The 21048-nt window shown below is 61.2% G+C and carries 20 protein-coding genes; 14 read left to right on the top strand and 6 right to left on the bottom strand.

Annotated elements, in window-relative coordinates; translation table 11 throughout:
• Positions 1 to 41: 41 nt before the first annotated feature.
• Positions 42 to 617 (bottom strand): tetratricopeptide repeat protein, encoded by a 576-nt coding sequence (locus tag msub_RS19105; RefSeq protein WP_048497709.1) that lies wholly within the window; start codon positions 615 to 617, stop codon positions 42 to 44.
• The gene (gene mrcB, locus msub_RS19100; RefSeq protein WP_227506855.1) at positions 614 to 2854 is read right to left on the bottom strand and encodes a penicillin-binding protein 1B; all 2241 of its coding nucleotides are present in this window, start codon (positions 2852 to 2854) and stop codon (positions 614 to 616) included. Before mrcB ends, msub_RS19105 begins: the two co-directional genes overlap by 4 nt.
• Before the next feature lie 247 nt (positions 2855 to 3101).
• Here mrcB and msub_RS19095 point away from each other — a divergent pair, with 247 nt between their 5' ends.
• Genes msub_RS19095 through msub_RS19085 form a run of 3 tightly spaced genes read left to right on the top strand, consistent with a single transcriptional unit; the run spans position 3102 to position 5427 of the window.
• Positions 3102 to 4655, top strand: a complete 1554-nt coding sequence (locus tag msub_RS19095) for a bifunctional aminoglycoside phosphotransferase/ATP-binding protein (RefSeq protein WP_227506891.1) — start codon at positions 3102 to 3104, stop codon at positions 4653 to 4655.
• Positions 4656 to 4690: 35 nt separating this feature from the next.
• Positions 4691 to 5059, top strand: coding sequence for a pentapeptide repeat-containing protein (locus tag msub_RS19090; RefSeq protein WP_048497706.1), 369 nt, complete (start codon positions 4691 to 4693; stop codon positions 5057 to 5059).
• Positions 5056 to 5427 (top strand): Rieske (2Fe-2S) protein, encoded by a 372-nt coding sequence (locus tag msub_RS19085; RefSeq protein WP_048497705.1) that lies wholly within the window; start codon positions 5056 to 5058, stop codon positions 5425 to 5427. Before msub_RS19090 ends, msub_RS19085 begins: the two co-directional genes overlap by 4 nt.
• Here msub_RS19085 and sfsA read toward each other — a convergent pair.
• Entirely contained in the window at positions 5411 to 6142 is a 732-nt protein-coding gene (gene sfsA / locus msub_RS19080) for a DNA/RNA nuclease SfsA (protein WP_048497704.1), read from the bottom strand. The genes msub_RS19085 and sfsA overlap by 17 nt on opposite strands.
• A 179-nt stretch (positions 6143 to 6321) precedes the next feature.
• Here sfsA and dksA point away from each other — a divergent pair, with 179 nt between their 5' ends.
• The 10 genes from dksA to pgi all read left to right on the top strand — a co-directional run bounded on the left by dksA (position 6322) and on the right by pgi (position 18223).
• Positions 6322 to 6762, top strand: coding sequence for an RNA polymerase-binding protein DksA (gene dksA / locus msub_RS19075; RefSeq protein WP_011784204.1), 441 nt, complete (start codon positions 6322 to 6324; stop codon positions 6760 to 6762).
• Positions 6763 to 6823: 61 nt separating this feature from the next.
• The gene (gene gluQRS, locus msub_RS19070; RefSeq protein WP_048497703.1) at positions 6824 to 7696 is read left to right on the top strand and encodes a tRNA glutamyl-Q(34) synthetase GluQRS; all 873 of its coding nucleotides are present in this window, start codon (positions 6824 to 6826) and stop codon (positions 7694 to 7696) included.
• A 50-nt stretch (positions 7697 to 7746) separates the two neighbouring features.
• Positions 7747 to 7923 (top strand): hypothetical protein, encoded by a 177-nt coding sequence (locus msub_RS21910; protein ID WP_048497702.1) that lies wholly within the window; start codon positions 7747 to 7749, stop codon positions 7921 to 7923.
• Positions 7913 to 10876, top strand: a complete 2964-nt coding sequence (locus msub_RS19060) for an ATP-binding protein (protein ID WP_048497701.1) — start codon at positions 7913 to 7915, stop codon at positions 10874 to 10876. The genes msub_RS21910 and msub_RS19060 overlap by 11 nt, the downstream gene beginning before the upstream one ends.
• A 7-nt stretch (positions 10877 to 10883) precedes the next feature.
• A complete protein-coding gene (locus tag msub_RS19055) occupies positions 10884 to 12287 on the top strand; it encodes a sigma-54-dependent transcriptional regulator (protein WP_048497700.1) in 1404 nt (467 codons plus the stop codon).
• Positions 12288 to 13013: 726 nt separating this feature from the next.
• Entirely contained in the window at positions 13014 to 14345 is a 1332-nt protein-coding gene (gene pcnB, locus msub_RS19050) for a polynucleotide adenylyltransferase PcnB (protein ID WP_197083921.1), read from the top strand.
• Positions 14342 to 14839 (top strand): 2-amino-4-hydroxy-6-hydroxymethyldihydropteridine diphosphokinase, encoded by a 498-nt coding sequence (gene folK / locus msub_RS19045; RefSeq protein WP_048497698.1) that lies wholly within the window; start codon positions 14342 to 14344, stop codon positions 14837 to 14839. The genes pcnB and folK (msub_RS19045) overlap by 4 nt, the downstream gene beginning before the upstream one ends.
• A gap of 60 nt (positions 14840 to 14899) precedes the next feature.
• Positions 14900 to 15694: a 3-methyl-2-oxobutanoate hydroxymethyltransferase gene (panB, locus tag msub_RS19040; RefSeq protein ID WP_048497697.1), complete on the top strand. Its 795-nt coding sequence runs from the start codon at positions 14900 to 14902 to the stop codon at positions 15692 to 15694.
• Entirely contained in the window at positions 15691 to 16539 is an 849-nt protein-coding gene (panC, locus tag msub_RS19035) for a pantoate--beta-alanine ligase (protein WP_048497696.1), read from the top strand. The genes panB and panC overlap by 4 nt, the downstream gene beginning before the upstream one ends.
• Positions 16540 to 16561: 22 nt before the next feature.
• On the top strand, positions 16562 to 18223 hold the full coding sequence (gene pgi, locus msub_RS19030) for a glucose-6-phosphate isomerase (protein ID WP_048497695.1): 1662 nt from the start codon (positions 16562 to 16564) through the stop codon (positions 18221 to 18223).
• On the opposite strand, the gene folK (msub_RS19025) is transcribed toward pgi, so the two are convergent.
• Entirely contained in the window at positions 18206 to 18730 is a 525-nt protein-coding gene (gene folK / locus msub_RS19025; RefSeq protein WP_048497694.1) for a 2-amino-4-hydroxy-6-hydroxymethyldihydropteridine diphosphokinase, read from the bottom strand. The genes pgi and folK (msub_RS19025) overlap by 18 nt on opposite strands.
• Positions 18730 to 19086, bottom strand: coding sequence for a dihydroneopterin aldolase (locus msub_RS19020; protein ID WP_048497693.1), 357 nt, complete (start codon positions 19084 to 19086; stop codon positions 18730 to 18732). Before msub_RS19020 ends, folK (msub_RS19025) begins: the two co-directional genes overlap by 1 nt.
• A gap of 142 nt (positions 19087 to 19228) precedes the next feature.
• On the opposite strand from msub_RS19020, the gene plsY reads away from it, so the two are divergent.
• Positions 19229 to 19816, top strand: coding sequence for a glycerol-3-phosphate 1-O-acyltransferase PlsY (plsY, locus tag msub_RS19015; protein ID WP_048498035.1), 588 nt, complete (start codon positions 19229 to 19231; stop codon positions 19814 to 19816).
• A 3-nt stretch (positions 19817 to 19819) separates the two neighbouring features.
• Here the strand turns inward: plsY and tsaD are convergent, their stop codons facing one another.
• On the bottom strand, positions 19820 to 20875 hold the full coding sequence (tsaD, locus tag msub_RS19010; protein WP_048497692.1) for a tRNA (adenosine(37)-N6)-threonylcarbamoyltransferase complex transferase subunit TsaD: 1056 nt from the start codon (positions 20873 to 20875) through the stop codon (positions 19820 to 19822).
• Between the last annotated feature and the right edge of the window lie 173 nt (positions 20876 to 21048).

The following is a 21048-nucleotide window of genomic DNA, read 5'->3' as shown; positions in this document are numbered from 1 at the left end:
GGGAACAGTGACCAGAGCCCCTGCCTGCGCAGGGGCTTCACTTACAAAGCCGCAGCCCGGGCTTCCGCCTGGTCCGCGCCCGCCACATTGCCTCTTGCCCGCCGGATATCCGCCAGCAGCAACCAGCCCGCCCGCTGCAGCCGGGTGTTGTTCCCGGCCAGGGACAGTCCCTTGAGGGTAAACTGTTCGGCAGCCCCCAACTGATCATTGGCCACATAGGCTTCCGAAAGCTTGAAGTAGACCTCCGCTGAGCGTGGCGAAATCCGCTGTGCCCGTTCGAGCTGGGCAATCGCCCCGGCAGTATCACCCTGCCCCAGCAATCGGTCCGCGTCGTGCACCAGGCTGAGAGCCGCCGGCGAGAGGCCCTCGCCCGACTCACTGTAGCTCGGGGAGCGGGTCCGGGGCGCCTCCTGCGGTACTGGCGCCACTTCGGGCTGCTCGCTTTTGCGCCAGACCGGCGGCTCTTCCTCCGCAGTACCGGTTCTCGGCGGCTCCGGGGCCCTGGCAGGTTCGGCGCCTATCGGCACGTAGATTCCGCCGCTCGGGCCAGAGGCGCAGCCGGCGAGAGCCAGCGCGGCAAGCATGCAGCCTGTTTTCAACGTGGTTCTGACTTTCATTGAAATAATCCTTCAAACCAGCCCCGGATTCGCCGCTCAAGGGCTCCGGAGCATGAAACTGTCTGGGTCGGTTCGCTGCCGGCGATAAATGGCAACAAACGGGCATTCTCGCAGTATTTGTCGGTCAGCGCCTGGCGCTCGGAATTTACCCAGTGGTAATTGACTCCGTCCGGCACCACCGGCGAGAAACTGTGCTGCGGTATCTGTGCCATAAAGCGCGTCCAGACGGGCAACGCCCCGCTGGCGCCGGTCAGCGGTGTGCCACCGTTATCATCCCGGCCTACCCAGGCTACGGCTAGCAAATCGCCACTGAACCCGGCGAACCAGGAATCCCGGCCGTTGTCCGTGGTGCCCGTTTTGCCAGCCAGGGCCAATTGCCGCGGCAAGGTGTTGTAGGCGGAACGCCCGGTGCCCTCTCGCATGGTCTCCTGCATGGCGTACTGTACCAGATGCACGGCCGCCGGATCGGCGACCTGCTCAACCTCGAGGTTGTATCGGGAAAGCGCCTCGCCACTGGCGTCAGTAACCTGCCGGATCGTTCTCAACGGGGTGTTGAAGCCGGACGTTGCCAGCCCCTGATAGATCTGGGCAACGGTAATCGGGCTCAGGGAAATCGACCCCAGCAGCATGGAGGGATATCGGGAAATCGGTGTATCGACTCCGAACGCCGTCAGCGTGTCGCTGACCACATCCACACCGATATCCAGGCCAACCCGCACCGTCGGCAGGTTGTAGGAATGGGAGAGCGCCTCGTGCAACGGCACCTCGCCACGCTCTTTGCCACTGTAATTTTTTGGCTGCCAGCGCCGGCCGTCATCAAACTCCAGGATGAAGGATTTATCGAGCACCGGCGTCATCAGGGTGTAACGCTCGGGCTGCTGTAGTGCCGACAGATAGATGAACGGTTTGACCAGCGAGCCGATCTGGCGATTCGCATCCAGCGCCCGGTTGAACCCGGAAAACCGCGGGTCCTTGCCACCGACCAGGGCCAGGACTTCGCCGGAATCCTTGGATGTCACCACCAGGGCAGCCTCCAGTGACTTGGCCAGCGCCTCGCCACCAAGGCGTGGCAGCGTATCGGATACCGCGAATTCAGCGGCGTATTGGATGGCCGGGTCCAGGGTGGTAAATATTCGCAGGCCTTCCGTGCGAAGGTCCTCTTCCTTGTAGTCACGGGCAAGGTGCCGGCGCACCAGGTCGATATAGGCGGGATAGAGGTTCTCGGAATAGGAAGGGCGATCGGTAACGCCGAGCGGGAGTCCCCTGGCCCGGGCAGCACGTTCCGGCTCGATCAGGCCCGCCTGCTCCATTTCCGAAATCACCAGGTTCCGGCGTTCCAGTGCCCGGTCGGGGTTACGCCGTGGGTTGTAAAAGCTCGCCCCCTTGACCATGCCCACCAGCAGGGCGATCTGTTGAACCTCCAGGTCCTTGAGGGACTGGCCAAAGTAGAACTGGCTGGCCAGGCCAAAGCCGTGAATGCTGCGCGTTCCGGCCTGCCCCAGATAGACCTCGTTCAGGTAGGTTTGCAGGATGTCATCTTTTTCATAATGCAGTTCCAGCAAGACCGACATCAGGGCCTCGTTAGCCTTGCGCAGCAGCGTCTGGTCGCGGGTCAGAAAGAGGTTCTTGACCAGTTGCTGAGTCAGGGTACTGCCCCCCTGAACAATACGCCCGGCCCGGATATTGGCCAGCATGGCCCGACCAATGGACAGCGGCGCAAGCCCGAAATGATCATAGAAATTGCGGTCTTCCACAGCCAACAGGGTCGCCGGCAGCAGGGCCGGGACCTCAGCCAGCTCCACCAGAACCCGGTCTTCCTTGTGCGCCGGATAGATCCCGCCAATCCGGGCGGGGGCCAGGCGAACGATTGGCGCGTCCTCGCCCTGAATGACCCGGAAGTCCTGGACCCGGTCGCCCGAAATCGTCAACGCGATCTTGCGGACAGGCTCATCACCGTCGGGAAAGGAAAAGCCGCGGGTGCGGATCGTGAAATGCCCGCCATCGCGCTGGTAACTGCCTGGCGCCCCGGCCGCGCCTCGCTCAAAACCGGATAGTTCCAGCTCCCGCTCAAGGGCTCCAACGCTGACACTGGCCCCGTCGAACAGTTCCAGCGGGCGGGCGTAGACCCGTGAGGGCACTTCAAACCGGCGCCCCTCGAAACGCGCGGTGATCACCGCATCCAGGTAGACCGTCCAGCCCGCCAGCAGCACCAGGCCAATGGCAAGGAGCCGGAACATGAAACGCCAGAACCACGGCCTGCGACCGTTATTCGATGACTTGCGGGAGGGCTTTCGCCTGGACGGGGAAGATGAGTTCGATTTTTTCATGGGCCGATTATAACGAAGGGATCGCCCAGGAAGGCAGGCCAACTGTGTGTTATTTCTGTAATCTGGCCGTTATGATAGAGCAAGAAAAATCAATGGGTTCAGGGAACGCGAGGAGAGTACGGTGAGTGAGACATCCCCAGGCAATCTGATTCTGGCCATGCAGAATCCGGAGCTGTACGACCACCCGGTCAAAGATTTCCAGATCATCGAGACTCACATCTCCCAGGTTATCCTGACCGGTGATTACGCCTACAAGATCAAGAAACCCATGGATTTCGGCTTTCTGGATTTTTCGACCCTGGCGCGTCGGAAACACTTCTGTGAGGAAGAGCTGCGGCTCAACCGCAGGCTGGCGGAAAAACTGTACCTTGAGGTGCTGCCGATCACCGGCACACCGGAAAGCCCGGCGCTCGGCGGTGACGGCGAAGCCTTCGAATACGCCATCAAAATGCGCCAGTTCGACCAGGGCCAGCTGTTTGATCGCCTGCAAGAGCAGGGTGAGCTGGCGCCAGAGCTGCTGACCGACCTGGCACAACAGGTTGCCGCCTTCCACGAGCAGTTGCCGCCGGTACCGGATGACAAGCCGCTGGGAACGCCCGAGGCCGTTCTTGCCGCCATGCAGGAAAACTTTGATCAGATCCGCCCGCTGATTGACGAGCCGGACCTGCTGGTGCAACTGGACAACCTCAAGGCCTGGACCGAGTCCACCTTCGAGCGCCATCGCAACCTGATTGCCAGCCGCAAAGCCGGCGGCCTGGTGCGTGAGTGTCATGGCGACCTTCACCTGGCCAACATCACCCGCTTTGAAGGCGACGTTACTGTTTTCGACTGCATCGAATTCAACGAACCCTTCCGCTGGATTGATGTCATCAACGACCTCGCGTTCCTGCTGATGGACCTGGAATCCCGGCGGGAAAACGCACTGGCCAACCTGGTGCTCAACACCTACCTGGAATACCGGGGCGACGTTGAGGCCCTGCCTCTGCTGCCACTGTACAAGGCCTATCGCGCCATGGTCCGGGCCAAGATTGCACTGTTTACCATGGGAAATCCGTCCCTCACCGAGGGCGAAAAATCCGACCTGATGCAGCGCTACCGTGATTACGCCCAACTGGCTGAAGATTACAGCACCATTCCCAACCACTACCTGCTGGCAACCTCTGGATTGTCCGCCAGCGGTAAAACCTGTGTCAGCGCCGCCATGGCCGGTGAGCTGGGCCTGATCCGCCTGCGTTCGGATGTCGAGCGCAAGCGCCTGCACGGGCTCGCGCCGCTTGAGAGTTCACGCTCGCCAACCGGCGGCAACCTTTACACCGAAGAGGCGACAGCGAAAACCTACCAACGGTTGGCAGAACTGGCCGGACAGGTGCTGACGGCAGGCCTGCCGGTTATCGTGGATGCGGCCAGCCTGAAACAACAGGAACGGTCACTGCTGGCAGCGGTGGCGGAATCCCGGGGCGTGCCTTTTGCGCTGATCCATTGCGAGGCGCCGGAAGCCTTGCGCCGGGAATGGATCCGCAACCGGAAGGGCGATGCTTCAGAAGCCACCGAAGAGCTCCTGGACGCACAACAGGACTGGTTCGAACCGCTGACGGCCGAAGAAAAAAGCCATACCATCCATTTGCACACGGATCAGGAACATGTTGCAGAGGCGGTGGCTGACCGCATCCGGCAGCACCTTGGCATTCCGTTCGATAAAACCGGAAAATAAAAACCAGGCTCCCACTGGCCAGAACGAGGCACGAGATGGACGACCAGCGCGAACACGAAGTACATGAGATCCGCCACCCCCTGTACGATCTTCTTCGCAGTGAGGATATGCAGGCCTTCAATGTCGAAAAGGCAAAGCTCACCGAGCTGCCGAGCTTCGCCCACGGCGATTTCCGGGGCCTGGACCTGCGGGGGATGGATGCCAGGGGTCTGGACTTTCGCCACGCCTACTTTCGCGGCACGGATTTGCGCGGGATCGATTTTTCAAAATCCAGGATGGAAGGCGCGAGCATTGCCAGCGCCAAGATTTCCGGCTGCTATTTTCCGCACCGGCTGGAGGCGGACGAGATTGTCATGTCCCTGAACCACGGAACCCGCATGCGTTACACCATCCTGCCAAAATGACCAGTAACCAGCGCCCGTGGCAACCGGTATGCCCGGCTTCCGAGCTGACACCCGGCAAGTTTGCCGAATTCCGTCTACGGGAGAAGGCCCGCGAGCCCGCAGGCATGCCCCTCAACGGGTTTGTGTTCCTGGATAACGGCACACCCCGGGCCTACCTCAACATCTGCCCGCACCTGGGCATCGAGCTGAACTGGATGCCCGGGCGGTTCATGGATTCCGACAACCTGTTTATCCAATGCTCGACCCACGGGGCCCTGTTCAAACCCTCCGATGGCGAGTGCATCGCCGGCCCCTGCCAGGGTGACGCCCTCACCCAACTGGACCTGAGGGAACGGGACGGCCAGATCGAGATCAGACTTCCAGAATAACCGGCACCGATTCGGTGAGCGTCAGCACCCCCGTCGGGTTGCCATCGCTTCCGCACAGGTCAGCCCGATACGCGATCACTTCCACTCCCGCATCGCAGGCCTCGCGCAGCAGCTCGCCGTATTTCCGGTCAATCTGGTCCGCGGGGCGAACCGTTTCGATTCCGGTGTGATTGACGACAAAAAACAGCACGGCGCGATCCCCCTGCTCAACCTGCGTCATCAGCTCACGAAGGTGCTTCTGACCGCGCTCGGTCACCGCATCCGGGAAAAACCCCTGGCCGTTTTCTGCCAGGGTGACATTCTTCACCTCCACCCAGGCGTCTGCCGCCGACCCATGGCCGGAAAGCAGCAGATCAATGCGGCTTTTCTCCGCGCCGTACTTCACCTCGGGCCGGGCGGCCGGATAGCCGGACAATTCCACAACAACCCCCGCCTGCACGGCCTCCAGGGCCTGGGCGTTCGGGCGGGCGGTGTTCACGCAGGCCAACTGCCCCGGCACCGCCTCCACCAGTTCCCAGGTGTAGGGCAGTTTGCGCTTGGGGTTGTCGCTGCGGCTCAGCCATACCCGGGCATTCTCTGGCTGGCAGCCCAGCATGGAGCCCGTGTTCGGACAGTGGGCGGTAATCTCGGTGCCGTCAGGCAGCCGCACATCCGCCAGGAAGCGTTTGTAGCGGCGGATCAGACGGCCTTCAACCAGCGGTTCTGGAAACTTCATAGGATCTCCATGCAAAAGTAGGCGTCACAAGGCTGGCACCCCCGGGACTAATCTGCTATTTTCCGCAAATTCCCGTTTCAGGACGAATGCTTCATCCAGGTTAAAACCGCACAGCCACGGGGGCTCACGCGGAGGGAAGCAAAGCGTTCTTGTGAAGTACAAACAAGAGGCCGGGTTCAATGGCAAATACTGCAGAACAACCACGCGAACGTTTTACCAACTTCACCCCCTACGAAATGAAGAAGGGTGAAGATTACATGAGTGCTGAGATGCTGCAGCACTTCAAGGATCTGCTGCTGCAGTGGAAGCAGGAGCTGATGGAAGAAGTCGATCGCACCATGCATCACATGCAGGAAGACGCCGCAAACTACGCGGATCCCAGTGACCGCGCAACCCAGGAAGAGGAATTCAGCCTGGAACTGCGCACCCGGGATCGCGAGCGGAAACTGATCAAGAAGATTGACCAGACCATCGACCGCATCGACAAGGACGACTACGGCTTCTGCGATCAGTGCGGCGTGGAAATCGGTATCCGCCGCCTGGAGGCCCGCCCGACGGCCACCCTGTGTATCGACTGCAAAACCCTGGCCGAGATTCGCGAACGCCAGACCGGCATCTGATCCGGCCATTCGACAGCCGCCGGCCAGCGCCCTCCCCGGCGCGGCCGGCTGACTGACCGCCATGAACAACCCTCAGTTCCGGGGCCGTTTTGCGCCCTCTCCGACTGGCCCGCTGCATTTCGGCTCACTGGTAACCGCTCTGGCCAGCTTCCTGGAAGCGCGCAGCCAGGGCGGCCAGTGGCTAATCCGCCTGGAAGACCTCGACCCCCTGAGAGAGCCTCCGGAGGCCACCGGCCAGATTCTCGCGAGCCTGGATGCCCACGGCCTGCTCCCGGACGAGCCGGTTCGGTTCCAGTCCCGGCGGCACGACGCTTACCAGGCAGCCATCAACCGGCTGTTGGAACAGGGAGATGCCTACCGCTGCCCCTGCTCCCGGAAGGAACTGACCGCCAGCAACGGCCGTCACCCCCATCATTGCCGTAACGGCAAAGCGGTTTCCGGCGACCAGCCTTTTGCAATCCGCTTTGCCCTCAGAGATGAAGACTGCCATTGGCAGGATCTGCTGCTCGGGCCACAACACCAAACCGTACAGGCCGAACTGGATGACCCTGTCCTTCTGCGCAAGGAGGGGTTCTACGCCTACCAGCTTGCCGTGGTCGTCGATGATATTGATCAGGGCATTACCGATGTGGTCCGAGGCTCCGACCTGCTCGATATGACAGCCCAGCAACAGCAGATCTACCGGGCGCTGGGGGCTCTGCCTCCGCGTTGGCTGCACATTCCGGTGATCCTGAACGAACAGGGCCAGAAGCTCAGCAAGCAGACCCATGCCCCGGCTCTGGACGACCGCACGCCGGGCCAGAACCTGTTCCGGGCCCTGGTCGCCCTTGGCCAGAACCCGCCGCCAACGTTGGCGAGTGCCAGCGTGGAAACCCTGCTGGACTGGGGCCAGGCGAACTGGCGCAGAGGTGCCATCCACCTGACATCCCGGTGAGGGACATGGTATAAAGCCCTTCTCACACCTCAGCGCGGATAGCATGCCTGATGTATATCTACCGTCTGGTCTTCCTGTTGGTACTGGCCATCTATATCTTTTCGCCCAACATCCTCGACTGGTGGACTTCTCCGGGAAACGTCTGGTACAGCCCCTACATTATCTGGGCCGGGCTGATTGCCATCGGTTTCTGGCTCGAATGGCGGCGGGACCCCAATGAATTTTAGTGCCTCTGGCCTGCTGTTCTCCAGCCTGGTCTACCTGGTGCTGTTGTTCGGTATTGCCTGGGTCACCGAGCGCGGAATGCTGCCCCGCCAGTGGGTCCGCCACCCCCTGATCTATATCCTCAGCCTGGGCGTTTACGCCGGCATCTGGGCGGTTTACGGCGCCGTCGGCATGGCCGCCGAGTCCGGCTATGGGTTCCTGGCCTATTACCTCGGGCTCAGCGGGGCGTTTCTGCTGGCGCCCGTGCTCCTGAACCCGGTCATGCGGATCGGCCGTGCCTACCAACTGACCTCTCTCGCGGATCTGTTCGCCTACCGCTACCGCAGCCAGTGGGCGGGCACCCTGGTGACGCTGTGCTCAGCGGGTGCCATCCTGGCCCTTCTAAGCATGCAGATTCAGGCCGTAACCACGTCGGCCAGCATCCTGGCACCCGATACGTCGCCCGGGCTGATCAGTGTGATGTTCAGCCTGATTGTGCTGCTGTTCGCGATGCTGTTCGGGGCTCGCCGCGACCAGAACGCCGAGAACCATCAGGGCCTGGTGCTGGCGATCGCGTTCGACTCCCTGGTCAAACTGGTGGCGCTGCTGGTTCTGGGCGGAGTCATTCTTTTCGGCGTCTTCGGCAGCATGGGCAGCCTTGAAGCCTGGCTGGAAAACCGGACTTCTGCGGCCGCCACCATGACCCTCAGCATCGATGATGGCAGTTGGCGGGCACTGATGCTCATGTCGTTCGCTGCAGCCCTGGTGCTTCCGCACATGTACCACATGACGTTTAACGAAGGCCCCTCCCCCAAGGCCCTGGCAAAAGCCAGCTGGGGCTTGCCGCTTTATCTCTTGCTCCTGGCGCTGCCGGTCCCGCTGATTCTGTGGGGAGGTCAGGAACTGGCGGTGACAACCGGCCCGGGGTTCTTCGCCATCGGTGTCGCCCAGGCCCTGGAAAGCCCGGCACTCACCCTGCTTATGTACATTGCCGGCCTGTCAGCCGCCAGCGGCCTGATGATAGTCAGCACCCTGGCGCTCGCCGGCATGGCCCTGAACCATGTTGTGCTGCCCCTGAAAACTCCGAAAGATCAGGGTGACATCTATCGGTGGCTTCAGTGGGTCAAACGGCTGCTCATCGCCGTGATCATCTTCCTGGGCCTGCTCTTTCACGAACTGGTCGGTAAAAACCTGGACCTGTCCATTCTGGGAGCCATTTCGTTGTCCGGCACCCTTCAGCTGCTGCCCGGCGCGCTGGGCGTCATCTATTGGCCGGAGGGAAACCGGCGCGGCCTGATCGCCGGCCTGATTGTCGGGCTGACCATCTGGGTCGCCACCCTGGTTCTGCCGTTCTCCCACACCGCCAATCTGCTGGCCTGGCTCAACGCCCCGCTGATTCCGGATTACAGCAACTGGCACATCTTCACCTTTGCAAGCCTGACGGCCAACATCACCGTCTTCGCTCTGGTCTCCATCCTGAGCAGTAACACCAGTGAGGAGACCAGCGCGGCCCAGGCGTGTTCCCTGGGCGCCCTTTCCCGACCCCAGCGCCGCGAATTGCTGGCTACCTCTTCCAGCGATTTCGTTCGCCAGCTGGCAGAACCTCTGGGCCATGGCGTGGCCCAGAGGGAAGTGGAGCGTGCGCTCACCCAGCTAAAACTGCCGAACGTGGAGTATCGCCCCTACCAGCTCAGGCGCCTGCGGGACCAGGTTGAAATCAACCTTTCGGGTCTTCTCGGGCCGGCGGTTGCCCGGGACATGGTCAAGCGGCACCTGGGCTTCAAGCCCATGGCCCAGGGTGGCACGGCGCAGGACATACGCTATGTCGAACGGGCCCTGGGCGATTACCAGAACCGGTTGACCGGGCTGGCCGGGGAACTCGATAACCTGCGCCGGCATTACCGGCAGACCCTGCAGAATTTGCCCATCCCTGCCTGCTCCGTGGGTGAGGACGGCGAAATCCTGATGTGGAACCACACCATGGAGGAACTCACCGGCATTTCCGCCGACGACGTGGTCGGTGCCCGGCTGATGGCCCTGCCGGAACACTGGCACCTGCTGCTGGAGGACTTCAACCGAGGCGAAGACCTGCACCGGTACAAACACCGTCTCGACCTCCGCGGGAAGCCACACTGGCTGAACCTCCACAAGGCGGCCCTGAGCGGGCCGGATCATCCCGAGGGCGGCAGCATTATCCTGGTGGAAGACCAGACCGAAACCCGGCTGCTTGAGGACGAGCTCATGCACAGTGAACGGCTGGCTTCGGTGGGCAGGCTGGCGGCGGGTGTTGCCCACGAAATCGGCAACCCGGTCACCGGCATTTCCTCGCTGGCCCAAAACCTGAAGCTGGAAACCGACAACCCCGACATTCTCGACACCGCCGAACAGATCCAGCAGCAGACCCGGCGTATCTCCGCCATCCTGCAGTCACTGATGAACTTCGCCCGCACCGGCAACCATGCTCAGGCAAACCGTTACGAACCCGTCAGCATCCACCGGTGCGTTGAAGAGTGCGTCAATCTGCTGTCACTCAGCGACAAGGGCCTGGGCATTCACTACATCAATGACTGCCCGCCGTCACTGCAGGTACTCGGCGACGAACAGCGCCTGGTTCAGGTCTTCGTTAACCTGTTGGCCAATGCCCGGGACGCCTCACCCGAAGGCGGCACCGTCCGGGTCAGTGGCAAGGGTGACGGTTACTCCGCTATTATCGAGATCGTTGATGAGGGCTCCGGCATTCCCGGCGATCAGCTAGATCACATCTTCGAGCCCTTTTACACCACCAAGGCCCCCAACAAGGGGACCGGTCTTGGCCTGTCACTGGTGTACAGCATTGTTGAAGAACACTATGGCAATATTCAGGTGGAGAGCCCTGCGAATACCGAAACCGGCAGGGGAACCTGCGTAAGGCTGAGACTGCCAGCCTACGAATCCGAAACCGGCAACACCGCCATCAGCCAGAACCAAAGGTCTTGAGACTGCTATGCCTCGCATTCTGATCGTGGAAGACGAAGACATTATTCGCTCAGCGGTGCGCAAACTGCTGCAGCACGCCGGCTATGAAGTTGCCGACGCATCATCCGTTGAGGAAGCGGAGCAGAATCACGAACCGGACCAGTTCGACCTGATCATCTCCGACCTCCGCCTGCCCGGCGCCGCCGGTACGGAACTGATCAACCGGGCGCCCAACACGCCGGTACTGATCATGACCAGCTACGCCAGCCTGCGCTCGGCGGTGGATTCCATGAAAATGGGGGCGGTCGAGTACATAGCCAAGCCGTTCGACCATGACGAAATGCTGGATGCCGTGCAAAATATTCTGGCCCGGAAGCCCTCCGCCCCGGGCACCGGCGATGAACCGGCCGCCCATGCCGAACCACCGGAAAGCAGTGATCCTGCCAACATCATGTTCGGCCAGTGCGAACCCATGCAGCGGGTATTTACACTGATCCGCAAGGTGGCCCCCACTGAAACCACCGTGTTGATCCAGGGCGAATCCGGCACCGGCAAGGAGTTGGCCGCCCGCGCCCTGCACCTGCTCAGCCCCCGGGCCGCCAAGCCACTGATTTCAGTGAACTGCGCGGCGATCCCCGAAAGCCTCATTGAATCGGAACTGTTCGGCCATGAGAAAGGTGCGTTCACCGGAGCCGTTTCGGCAAGAACCGGCCTGATTGAAGCCGCCGACGGCGGCAGCCTGTTCCTGGATGAGATTGGCGAGCTGCCTGCCGAGGCACAGGCCCGGCTTCTGAGAGTGTTGCAGGAGAGCGAGATCCGCAAGGTGGGCTCCACCCAGAGCCGGAAGGTGAATGTGCGGATGATTGCCGCGACCCACCGCAACCTGAAAGCCATGACCCGTACCGGCGAGTTTCGCGAAGACCTGTATTACCGGCTGAACGTGATGCAGGTGCGGATCCCCCCGCTGCGGGAGCGCCAGAGTGACATCCTCGGCCTGGCCCGCCGCTTTCTCCGGCGCCAGGGTGAGAAAATGGCCAAGCCCAATCTCAATCTCAGCCCCGAGGCCATGCGAGTTCTAGAGCGCCATCGCTGGCCCGGCAATGTACGGGAGCTGGAAAACGCGATTGAGCGGGCCACCATTCTGTGTGACGGCGACGTGATTACACCGGCCCTGCTGGATCTGGACAGCGAGGGTGGCGACGAGTACATCCCGGAAACCCTGGTGGAAGGCAACAACGAGCAGGTCCGGACCCGGGATGCGGATTCCGCCAACGACCTATCGCTGGAAGATTACTTTCAGCATTTCGTTCTTGAGAACCAGGACCGCATGAGTGAGACCGAGCTGGCCCAGAAACTGGGCATCAGCCGGAAATCGCTGTGGGAACGCCGGCAGAGGCTCGGCATTCCGCGCAAAAAATCCTCAGGCAACTGAACCCCATAGTGTGAACCCGACCTCACTTGTTACCTCGTGTTCCTGTGGGTAACACTCTCTCCATAAGTAACGTGATCTCAGTAACACTTAGGTCGGGTACGGGGTAACACTTATGGCCTACAAAATCGTAAGACTCTGTTAATTAAAGAAATTAAAAAACTGGCACACGACCTGCACTCTATTAAGCGCACAACAACAAGAACAAGAGTGACAAAGCAGCGCCACAACAAGAACAAAAAGCTGCGGGAAAACGTTCAGCAACAAAAACAACAATAGAACGTAAGCGAACTGAGTGTTTTGGGTACTTTGCTTTTTAGTGGTCCCATGGCATGTGTGAGTCGTAGATGTAGAGAAGAATTGCCTTCCAGGTAACGCTACAGCTACTCCAGGCCCACCCGATGTCTCTGACTGCTCTGTGTATTCAAAGCTTTCCGTTTGCGCTACTGAGACGCCCCAAGTCTGGGGACGCACAGTGGGGTACAAAAACGAAGAAAAATCCCGGTAAAAACAAAAACAATGCAGATCGTCAACGCTTTGAGGGCGGATTCGTGTAAACGGATCCGCCTTTTGATTTTCTGGGCACAGGAACTGTTATCCACGGCAAACGTGTGCAAATCCTGCTCAAACCGTTAAACTCTCGGTTTTTGCTCATCGCAACCACGGATTTCAATGCCTAAATCAATTTTCACACTCGTCGAGCAGTCGGTCGATAAATTCCGTACGTTAATGTCAGGCAACGGCAAGAAGAAGGCCCGAACCTTCCAGCGACGGGAAATCTCCAGGGATCAGCACAACGTCTCCCGTTCAGCCATCAGTGAGCCCGCCAAAAAGGTTCTGCATCGCCTGAACAAGTCAGGCTATGAAGCCTATTTGGTCGGTGGCGGCGTTCGGGACATCCTGCTGGGTGGCAAGCCCAAGGATTTCGACATTGCAACCAACGCCACGCCGGAGGAAGTGCATGACCTGTTCCGCAATTCCCGGCTGATCGGACGGCGGTTCCGGATTGTCCATGTGGTGTTCGGCCGGGAGGTTATCGAGGTAACCACTTTCCGGGGCAACGCCACCGAAGCGGATACTGACACTGACGATGACGACCGCAAGACCAGCGAGCACGGCTTGCTGCTGCGAGACAATGTTTACGGCAACCAGGAAGAAGACGCCCTGCGCCGGGATTTCACGGTCAATGCCCTTTACTACTGCATCCGCGACTTCACCATCATCGATTTTGCCGATGGCATCGAGGACCTGCGCCACCGGCAACTGCGCCTGATTGGCGACCCCGAGACCCGCTACCGGGAAGACCCGGTGCGTATGCTTCGGGCGGTCCGATTTGCCGCCAAGCTGGGCTTTGATATCGAGCCGGAAACCGAAGCTCCGATCCGGGAACTGGCACCGTTATTAACCCATATTCCACCGGCCCGACTGTTTGACGAAGTGCTCAAGCTGTTTTCCGCAGGCCATGGCGAAGCCACATACGACCTGCTGACCCGGTATAACCTGCTGGCCCCCCTGTTTCCGGAAACCGTCAGGGCCATCGAGGCCGGCGAGCCGGACGAGCTCATCCGCCAGTCCCTGAAAAACACGGATGCCCGGATTGCCCAGGGCAAATCGGTGACTCCCTACTTCCTGTTTGCTGCCATGCTGTGGCCGGCTCTGCAGGCAGAATGGCACCGCCGGCAGGACAATGGCGACCCGGTGCAGCCGGCTTTGCATGGCGCCATCGGCAAGGTGATTGGCCGTCAGGTGCAGGCCACCTCGATTCCCAAGCGTTTCTCGGGACCGATGAAGGAAATCTGGGAACTGCAGATGCGCCTGCCCCGGCGCCAGGGCAAGCGGGCGTTCGCCACCATGAGCCACCCCCGGTTCCGTGCGGCCTATGATTTCCTGCTGGTCCGGGAAGCGTCCGGCGAGATTGAGCCGGGCCTCGGCCAGTGGTGGACCGAGTTCCAGCAGACCGATGAGCGGGGTCAGGAGCGGATGCTGTCCCAACTGACCAGCGATGCGCCGAAAAAGCGCAAGCGCCGCCGCAAGCCGGCTCAAAAGCCCGCGCAGCAATGACGACGGATGCCTTCATCGGGCTGGGCAGCAATCTCGAACAACCCGCTGCCCAACTCGCGCGGGCGGTGTCAGAGCTGGCAGCCCTGCCGGACACAACCTTGGTGGCGCAATCGGCCTTTTATGCAAGCCGACCGGTAGGGCCGCAGGATCAACCAGACTTCGTTAATGGTGCGGTCTGGCTGAAGACCTCACTGGACCCCCATCAGTTACTGGACAGGCTGCAGGCCATCGAGCAGGCCCATGGCCGTGAGCGACTCCGGCACTGGGGCCCCAGAACCCTCGATCTCGACCTGCTGCTGTTCGGTGACCGGGTGCTCGAGGACGAGCGCCTCACGGTACCTCACAGGGAACTGCGCAACCGGGACTTTGCCCTCCAGCCTTTACTGGACCTGAAGCCAGACCTGGCGCTGCCGGACGGGACACCGATTGCCACTGCGCGCCGGCAATGCCCGGACAACCGCTTGCGCAAGCTTCCACCCGCGGATTACCCTTAACACTTCAACGCCGGTACCCCGGCCCGGTCTAGGCCCATCCACCCAAAAGGCAAGGATTCTATGGCTGTTACCATCAATACCCTGCGTGAATTCAAGCAGAAGGGCGAAGCCTTCGCGGCCCTTACCGCCTATGACTCCACGTTCTCCCAGGTCGTCAGCGAAGCGGGCGTGCACGTTATTCTGATCGGCGATTCCCTCGGCATGGTCCTGCAGGGGCATGACAGCACCCTGCCGGTGACCATGGACCAGATGGTGTACCACGTCAGCTGTGTGGCCAAAGGCAACCGTGGCTCACTGATCATGGCGGACATGCCGTTCATGACGTATGGAACGGTTGATGCCGCCCTCGACAATGCCGCGGAGCTGATGCGGGCCGGCGCCCACATGGTAAAGCTTGAAGGCACCGACTGGATGAAGGACACCATCGCCGCCCTGAGCGAACGCGGCGTTCCGGTTTGTGCGCACCTGGGCCTTACTCCCCAGTTTGTCAACAAGTTTGGTGGCTACAAGGTTCAGGGCCGTGACGAAAAGGCGGCGGAGATGATGATTGAACACGCCTGCGAACTTGAAGCCGCCGGTGCGGATGTGATTCTGCTGGAATGTGTTCCGGCCCCCCTTGCGGCCCGGATCTCACAGGCCGTCAAAGCCCCGGTTATTGGCATCGGCGCAGGTTCCGACACCGACGGGCAGGTTCTGGTACTGCACGACATGCTCGGCATCACCACCGGGCGCAAACCGAGGTTTGTGAAGAACTTCCTGGCCGAGACGAACTCGGTGCAGGAGGCGATCGAAGCCTACGTAAAGGCCGTAGGCGAGCGCACATTTCCCGCTGAGGAGCATACGTTCAAGGCATGAGAACCGTACATTCCCTGAAAGAACTGAGAACCATCCTCCGCGGCTACCGGCGCCAGGGCAAGACCATCGGCCTGGTGCCGACCATGGGCAACTTGCACGAGGGGCACGTTTCCCTGGTCCGCAAAGCGGCTGAGATGGCCGATGTTGTGGTAACCAGCATTTTTGTCAATCCGATGCAGTTCGGTGTTGGCGAAGATCTGGACACCTACCCGAGAACCCTGGCCGAGGATCAGGACAAGCTCGCCTCGGCCGGCAGCACCCTGGTTTTCGCCCCGTCGGCAGAAGAGGTGTACCCGGAAGGCCTGGCAAAGCACACCCAGGTGGTCGTGCCGGATGTGAGCGACGGCCACTGCGGTGCCAGCCGGCCCGGTCACTTTGAAGGTGTTGCCACCGTGGTCACCATGCTGTTCAACATGATTCAGCCGGACCTCGCCGTGTTTGGCGAGAAGGACTTCCAGCAACTGGCGGTCATCCGGAAAATGGTCCGCGACCTGATGATGCCCGTCGATGTCGTCGGTGCGCCGACCATTCGTGAAGACGACGGCCTGGCAAAAAGTTCCCGCAACGGTTACCTCTCTGCCGAGGAACGGGAAATGGCACCGGCGGTGTACCAGACCCTGCAGGCCACGGCACAGAAAATCACCGAGGGCCATACTGACTTCCAGGCCCTGGAAAGCGAAGCCATGCAGAGTCTTGCCAGGGCCGGGCTGCGCCCGGATTACTTCAACATCGTGAACAGCGAGACACTCAAGCCCGCCAGCCCGGAGGATCCGGAGATCACGATTCTGGCAGCCGCCTTCCTCGGGACCACCCGTTTGATCGATAACCTGTCCATAACCCGATAAGCCCACAGAAAAGGAAACTCTGATGCCCGCGAATCCGACAGTACTGACCTCGAAACCCGAATGGCAGACACTGAAGGACCACCGGGAACGCCTCGACGGTGTTCCCATGAAGGAGCTCTTTAGCCGGGACCCCGGGCGGGCCAGGCGCTACTTTATCGAGGGGGCCGGGCTGTCCCTGGACTTTTCCAAGAACCGGCTGACCGATGAGGTGCTGGACGCGCTTCTGGCACTGGCCAGCAGCTGCAACCTGGAAGCGCGGCGGGAGAGCTTGCTGAAGGGAGAGCGGGTCAACGTGACCGAGAACCGCCCTGCCCTGCACACGGCGCTACGCAATCCGGGCACGGAAGCCATCCTGGTGGATGGCCAGGATGTGGTTGCCGAGGTCCAGCGCACCCTGGCACGGATGGCAACACTGGTCGACGGCGTGCTCAGTAGCAACCGCACCGGCTACACCGGCAAGCCCTTTACCGACGTGGTGAGCATCGGAATCGGCGGCTCCTACCTCGGGCCCAAACTGGTGAGCGAAGCCCTGAAGCCCTATGGAGAGTCCGGTGTGCGGTGCCATTACGTGGCCAACATCGACGGCACCGAGATCTGTGAAACGCTCCGCCGGGTGAGCCCCGAAACCACACTGTTTCTGATTCAGTCCAAATCGTTCCGGACCCAGGAGACCCTGGAAAACAGCAAGGTGGCCCGCCAATGGTTTCTTGAACACTGCGGCGACGAACAGGCAGTCTCCCGTCACTTCATGGCGGTGACGGCCAACGTGCCGGCAGCCCGGGATTTCGGAATCGATCCTGACAACGTCTTCCCCATGTGGGACTGGGTCGGAGGCCGCTACTCGCTCTGGTCTGCCATCGGATTGCCCATCGCCTTCACCGTCGGCATGACCAACTTCCGGGCATTGCTGGCCGGCGCTCACGCCATGGACCAGCACTTCCAGCAGGCGCCACTGCACCGGAACCTGCCGGTTGTCATGGCCATGCTCGGGGTCTGGTACAACAATTTCTGGGGCGCCGAGACCCACGCCATCCTGCCCTACGACCACTACCTGCGCAGCCTGCCTGACCACCTCCAGCAACTGGACATGGAAAGCAATGGTAAAAGCGTGACCCAGGGCGGCGAGCCTCTGGCCTGGCAGTCAGGACCGGTCATCTGGGGTGGGGTTGGCGCCAACGGCCAGCACGCCTACCACCAGTTGATCCACCAGGGCACCCGGCTGATTCCGGCGGACTTCATCATCCCGCTGCAAACCCACAACCCGGTGGCCAACCATCACGCGGACCTGTTTGCCAACTGCCTGAGCCAGTCCAGGGCCATGATGGCCGGTAAGTCACTGGACGAAGCCCGGGCGGAGCTGGCTGCGGAAGGCTGTACCGAAGCCGAAATAGCACAGCTTGCGCCCCATAAGGTGATTCCAGGCAACAAACCCAGCAATACCCTGACGATGGAGAAGGTAACCCCGGAAACCGTTGGCGCACTCATCGCGCTCTACGAACACCGGACTTTCGTGCAGGGCGTGATCTGGGATGTGGATTCGTTTGATCAGTGGGGGGTGGAGCTCGGCAAACAGCTCGGCAAGGGCATTCTGCCCCGACTGCTGGGTGAGGAGGCCGGCAGCCAGACCAGCGACAGCTCGACCGATTACCTCATTGAGCGGTTCCGCTCAGCCGGCGGAGCTTGATATCTGCCGGCCCTGCCAGTTGAAATCCACCGGCCGGAGTTTCTGGCCGGTACTGTATTCGCGCCACAGTTGGCCATAGGCTTTGCCGCAGACCGGATGCACGTCGTCCGGCGCAATATCCGCCAGTGGCCGGAGGACAAAAGCATTTTTGAGGATTTCTCCCCGGGGCAGCTCGACCCCGTCGACCCGGCCGACCGCATCACCGTAGGTGAGGATGTCCAGATCCAGGGTTCGGGCGCTGAATTTCGGCACGTCCCGGCGCCGCCCGTTATCCGCTTCCAACTGCTTGAACCGACGAGACAGCTCAGCAACCGAAAGGTCGGTATCCACGCCCACCACGAGGTTCAGAAAGGGCGAGCCGTCGAACCCGACGGCCTCACTGTCATAAACGGGGGAAATCGTGAGTTTTTGGAACCAGGCGGCCAGGGCATCGAGGGCGGCGGTCACGTAACGCTCCCTGTCCACATTGCTGCCAATGCTGATGTAAACCCGGGCAACCCCTGCCATTACCGTACTCCCCTTTCGATCCGGACGCCAACGGCCGTGGCCGCCGGCACAGCACCGGGCTTGCGCATCGCCAGGCGTAACCAGGCAATCCCGAACTCGTCCTGCAGCACCCTGGCAAGCTCCTCTGCACCGTGCTCCAGCAATTGTGGTCGGAGCGCCTGCAGGCAGGTTTCGACCCGTGCGCTGACCGCGGCGTAATCCAGGGCGTCTGCAACCTCATCGGTGCGGCCGGGAACGCTGTTATCCCAGGCCATCTCCAGATCAATCACCAGGTTCTGGGTAACCTGCCGCTCCCAGTCGTAAACTCCGACCACAGTCTCCACAACCAGGCCTTCGATAAATACGATGTCTGCCATGGGGCTCCCGGGTTCTTCTACTCATGGGTGATTGAATAACGTTCGGCCAGGAGATACTGTGAAAATGCCAGCCCGCGTATTCAGGGCCGGCATTTTCGCACATATTGGCCAGATACGTCTTTGCCTCCGAGCCCACAGCCTGATGATCAGTGACCCGGTGTTAACGGTTTTGCTCTGCGCCGCCGCCTACGTGGCAGGTTCGGTGCTGTTTGCGCTGCCCGTAAGCCGCCTCTGGAAGCTGCCGGACCCAAGGGCCCAGGGCTCTGGCAACCCCGGGGCCACCAACGTTTACCGCACCGGTGGCTGGCCGCCGGCTTTGCTGACCCTCGCGCTGGATGCCGCCAAAGGCTGGCTGCCGGTGTGGCTGGCCCATGCAGCGGGCCTTTCGGTGATGGTGCAGGCAGTCGTGGCCCTGTGTGCTGTAACCGGCCACATGATTCCGGTGTTCTACCGGTTCAAGGGCGGCAAGGGTGTCGCAACGGCTTTGGGAGCCGGCCTGGCGCTGGCGCCGATAACCACGCTGCTAATAGCGGCCATCTGGCTGCTGGTGATCTGGCGTTGGCGCATTTCTGCCCTCGCCTCGCTGGTGGCCATTGTCAGCGGCCCTCTGATCAGCGCCTTCCTGGAACCGGAAACCCTGCCGTTGTTCGGCCTGCTCGCTATCCTGATCGTGGTCCGTCACCGAGAGAACCTGATCCGGCTCGCCCAGGGCCGTGAAGCCGGCCTCTAGAGATCAGTCCACCAGGCCTGTGGATCTCGGCTCGCTAACCGGTGGCAAGGTGTTCATCGGCCATCGGGGCACCGCCACAATCCGCTCCCCGTCCTGCTGGCCAGCCTTCATCCGCTGGGCACCGGCGTAGGCAATCATGGCGCCGTTATCGGTGCAGAACTCCGGGCGGGCGTAAAACACCCGGGCCTTCAGTTTTCCGGTCATTTTTTCCAGGCCAGCCCGCAACCGTTTATTGGCGCTGACCCCGCCAGCGATTACCAGGCGCTTGCAGCCAGTCTGCTCCAGCGCCCGACGACATTTGATGGTCAGGGTATCAACCACAGCCGCCTCAAACGCCAGCGCAATATCCGCCCGGGTCTGGTCATCCAGCCCTCCGGCCTCCCGGGCCGCGTTCACGGTATTGAGGGTAAATGTTTTCAGGCCACTGAAGCTGAAATCCAGCCCCGGCCGATCGGTCATTGGCCTAGGGAAACGGTAGCGCCCCTCGGCGCCCTTTTCCGCAAGTGCCGCCACCCGGGGGCCGCCGGGATAATCCAGACCCAGCATCTTGGCTGTCTTGTCAAAAGCCTCGCCGGCGGCATCGTCCACCGACTCCCCCAGCATTTCATATTCGCCAATGCCATCGACCCGAACCAGTTGGGTGTGCCCGCCTGAAACCAGCAGGGCAACGAACGGAAAAGCCGGCGGGTTGTCCTCCAGCATGGGCGCCAGCAAGTGCCCTTCCATGTGATGCACACCCAACACGGGAATACCCAGGGCGAAGCCAAGGGCGTGCGCCACAGAGCCACCCACCATGAGCGCACCGACCAACCCGGGGCCGGCCGTGTAAGCAATTCCCTCTATATCGGAGCGGTGTCGCCCGGCGTCCGCCAGCACCTGGTCGCACAGGGGCAGGAGCTTGCGAACATGATCGCGGGAAGCCAGCTCGGGCACCACGCCGCCATAATCCGCGTGCATATCAATCTGGCTGAAAAGTGCGTGGCCCAGCAGGCCCCACTCCGTGTCATACAGTGCGACGCCGGTTTCATCACAGGAGGTTTCGATACCAAGAATCAGCATAACGTTGGGCCACATTGGTTGGCAGAATGAAAACGAGGCGCATTTTAGCAGAAACCCGAAAGCCGCTGGCAGATTCATCGAACAAACATTGACCTCGCCATAAGCCAGGCGCTATCATTGCCGCCCTAAATTATGCACTGGTCGAGTTTTAGCCAATCTGACCAGGGATCGAG

This window comes from Marinobacter subterrani, from assembly GCF_001045555.1.
Taxonomy (GTDB): Bacteria; Pseudomonadota; Gammaproteobacteria; order Pseudomonadales; family Oleiphilaceae; genus Marinobacter; species Marinobacter subterrani.
This window is presented reverse-complemented; position numbering and strand designations above follow the sequence as displayed.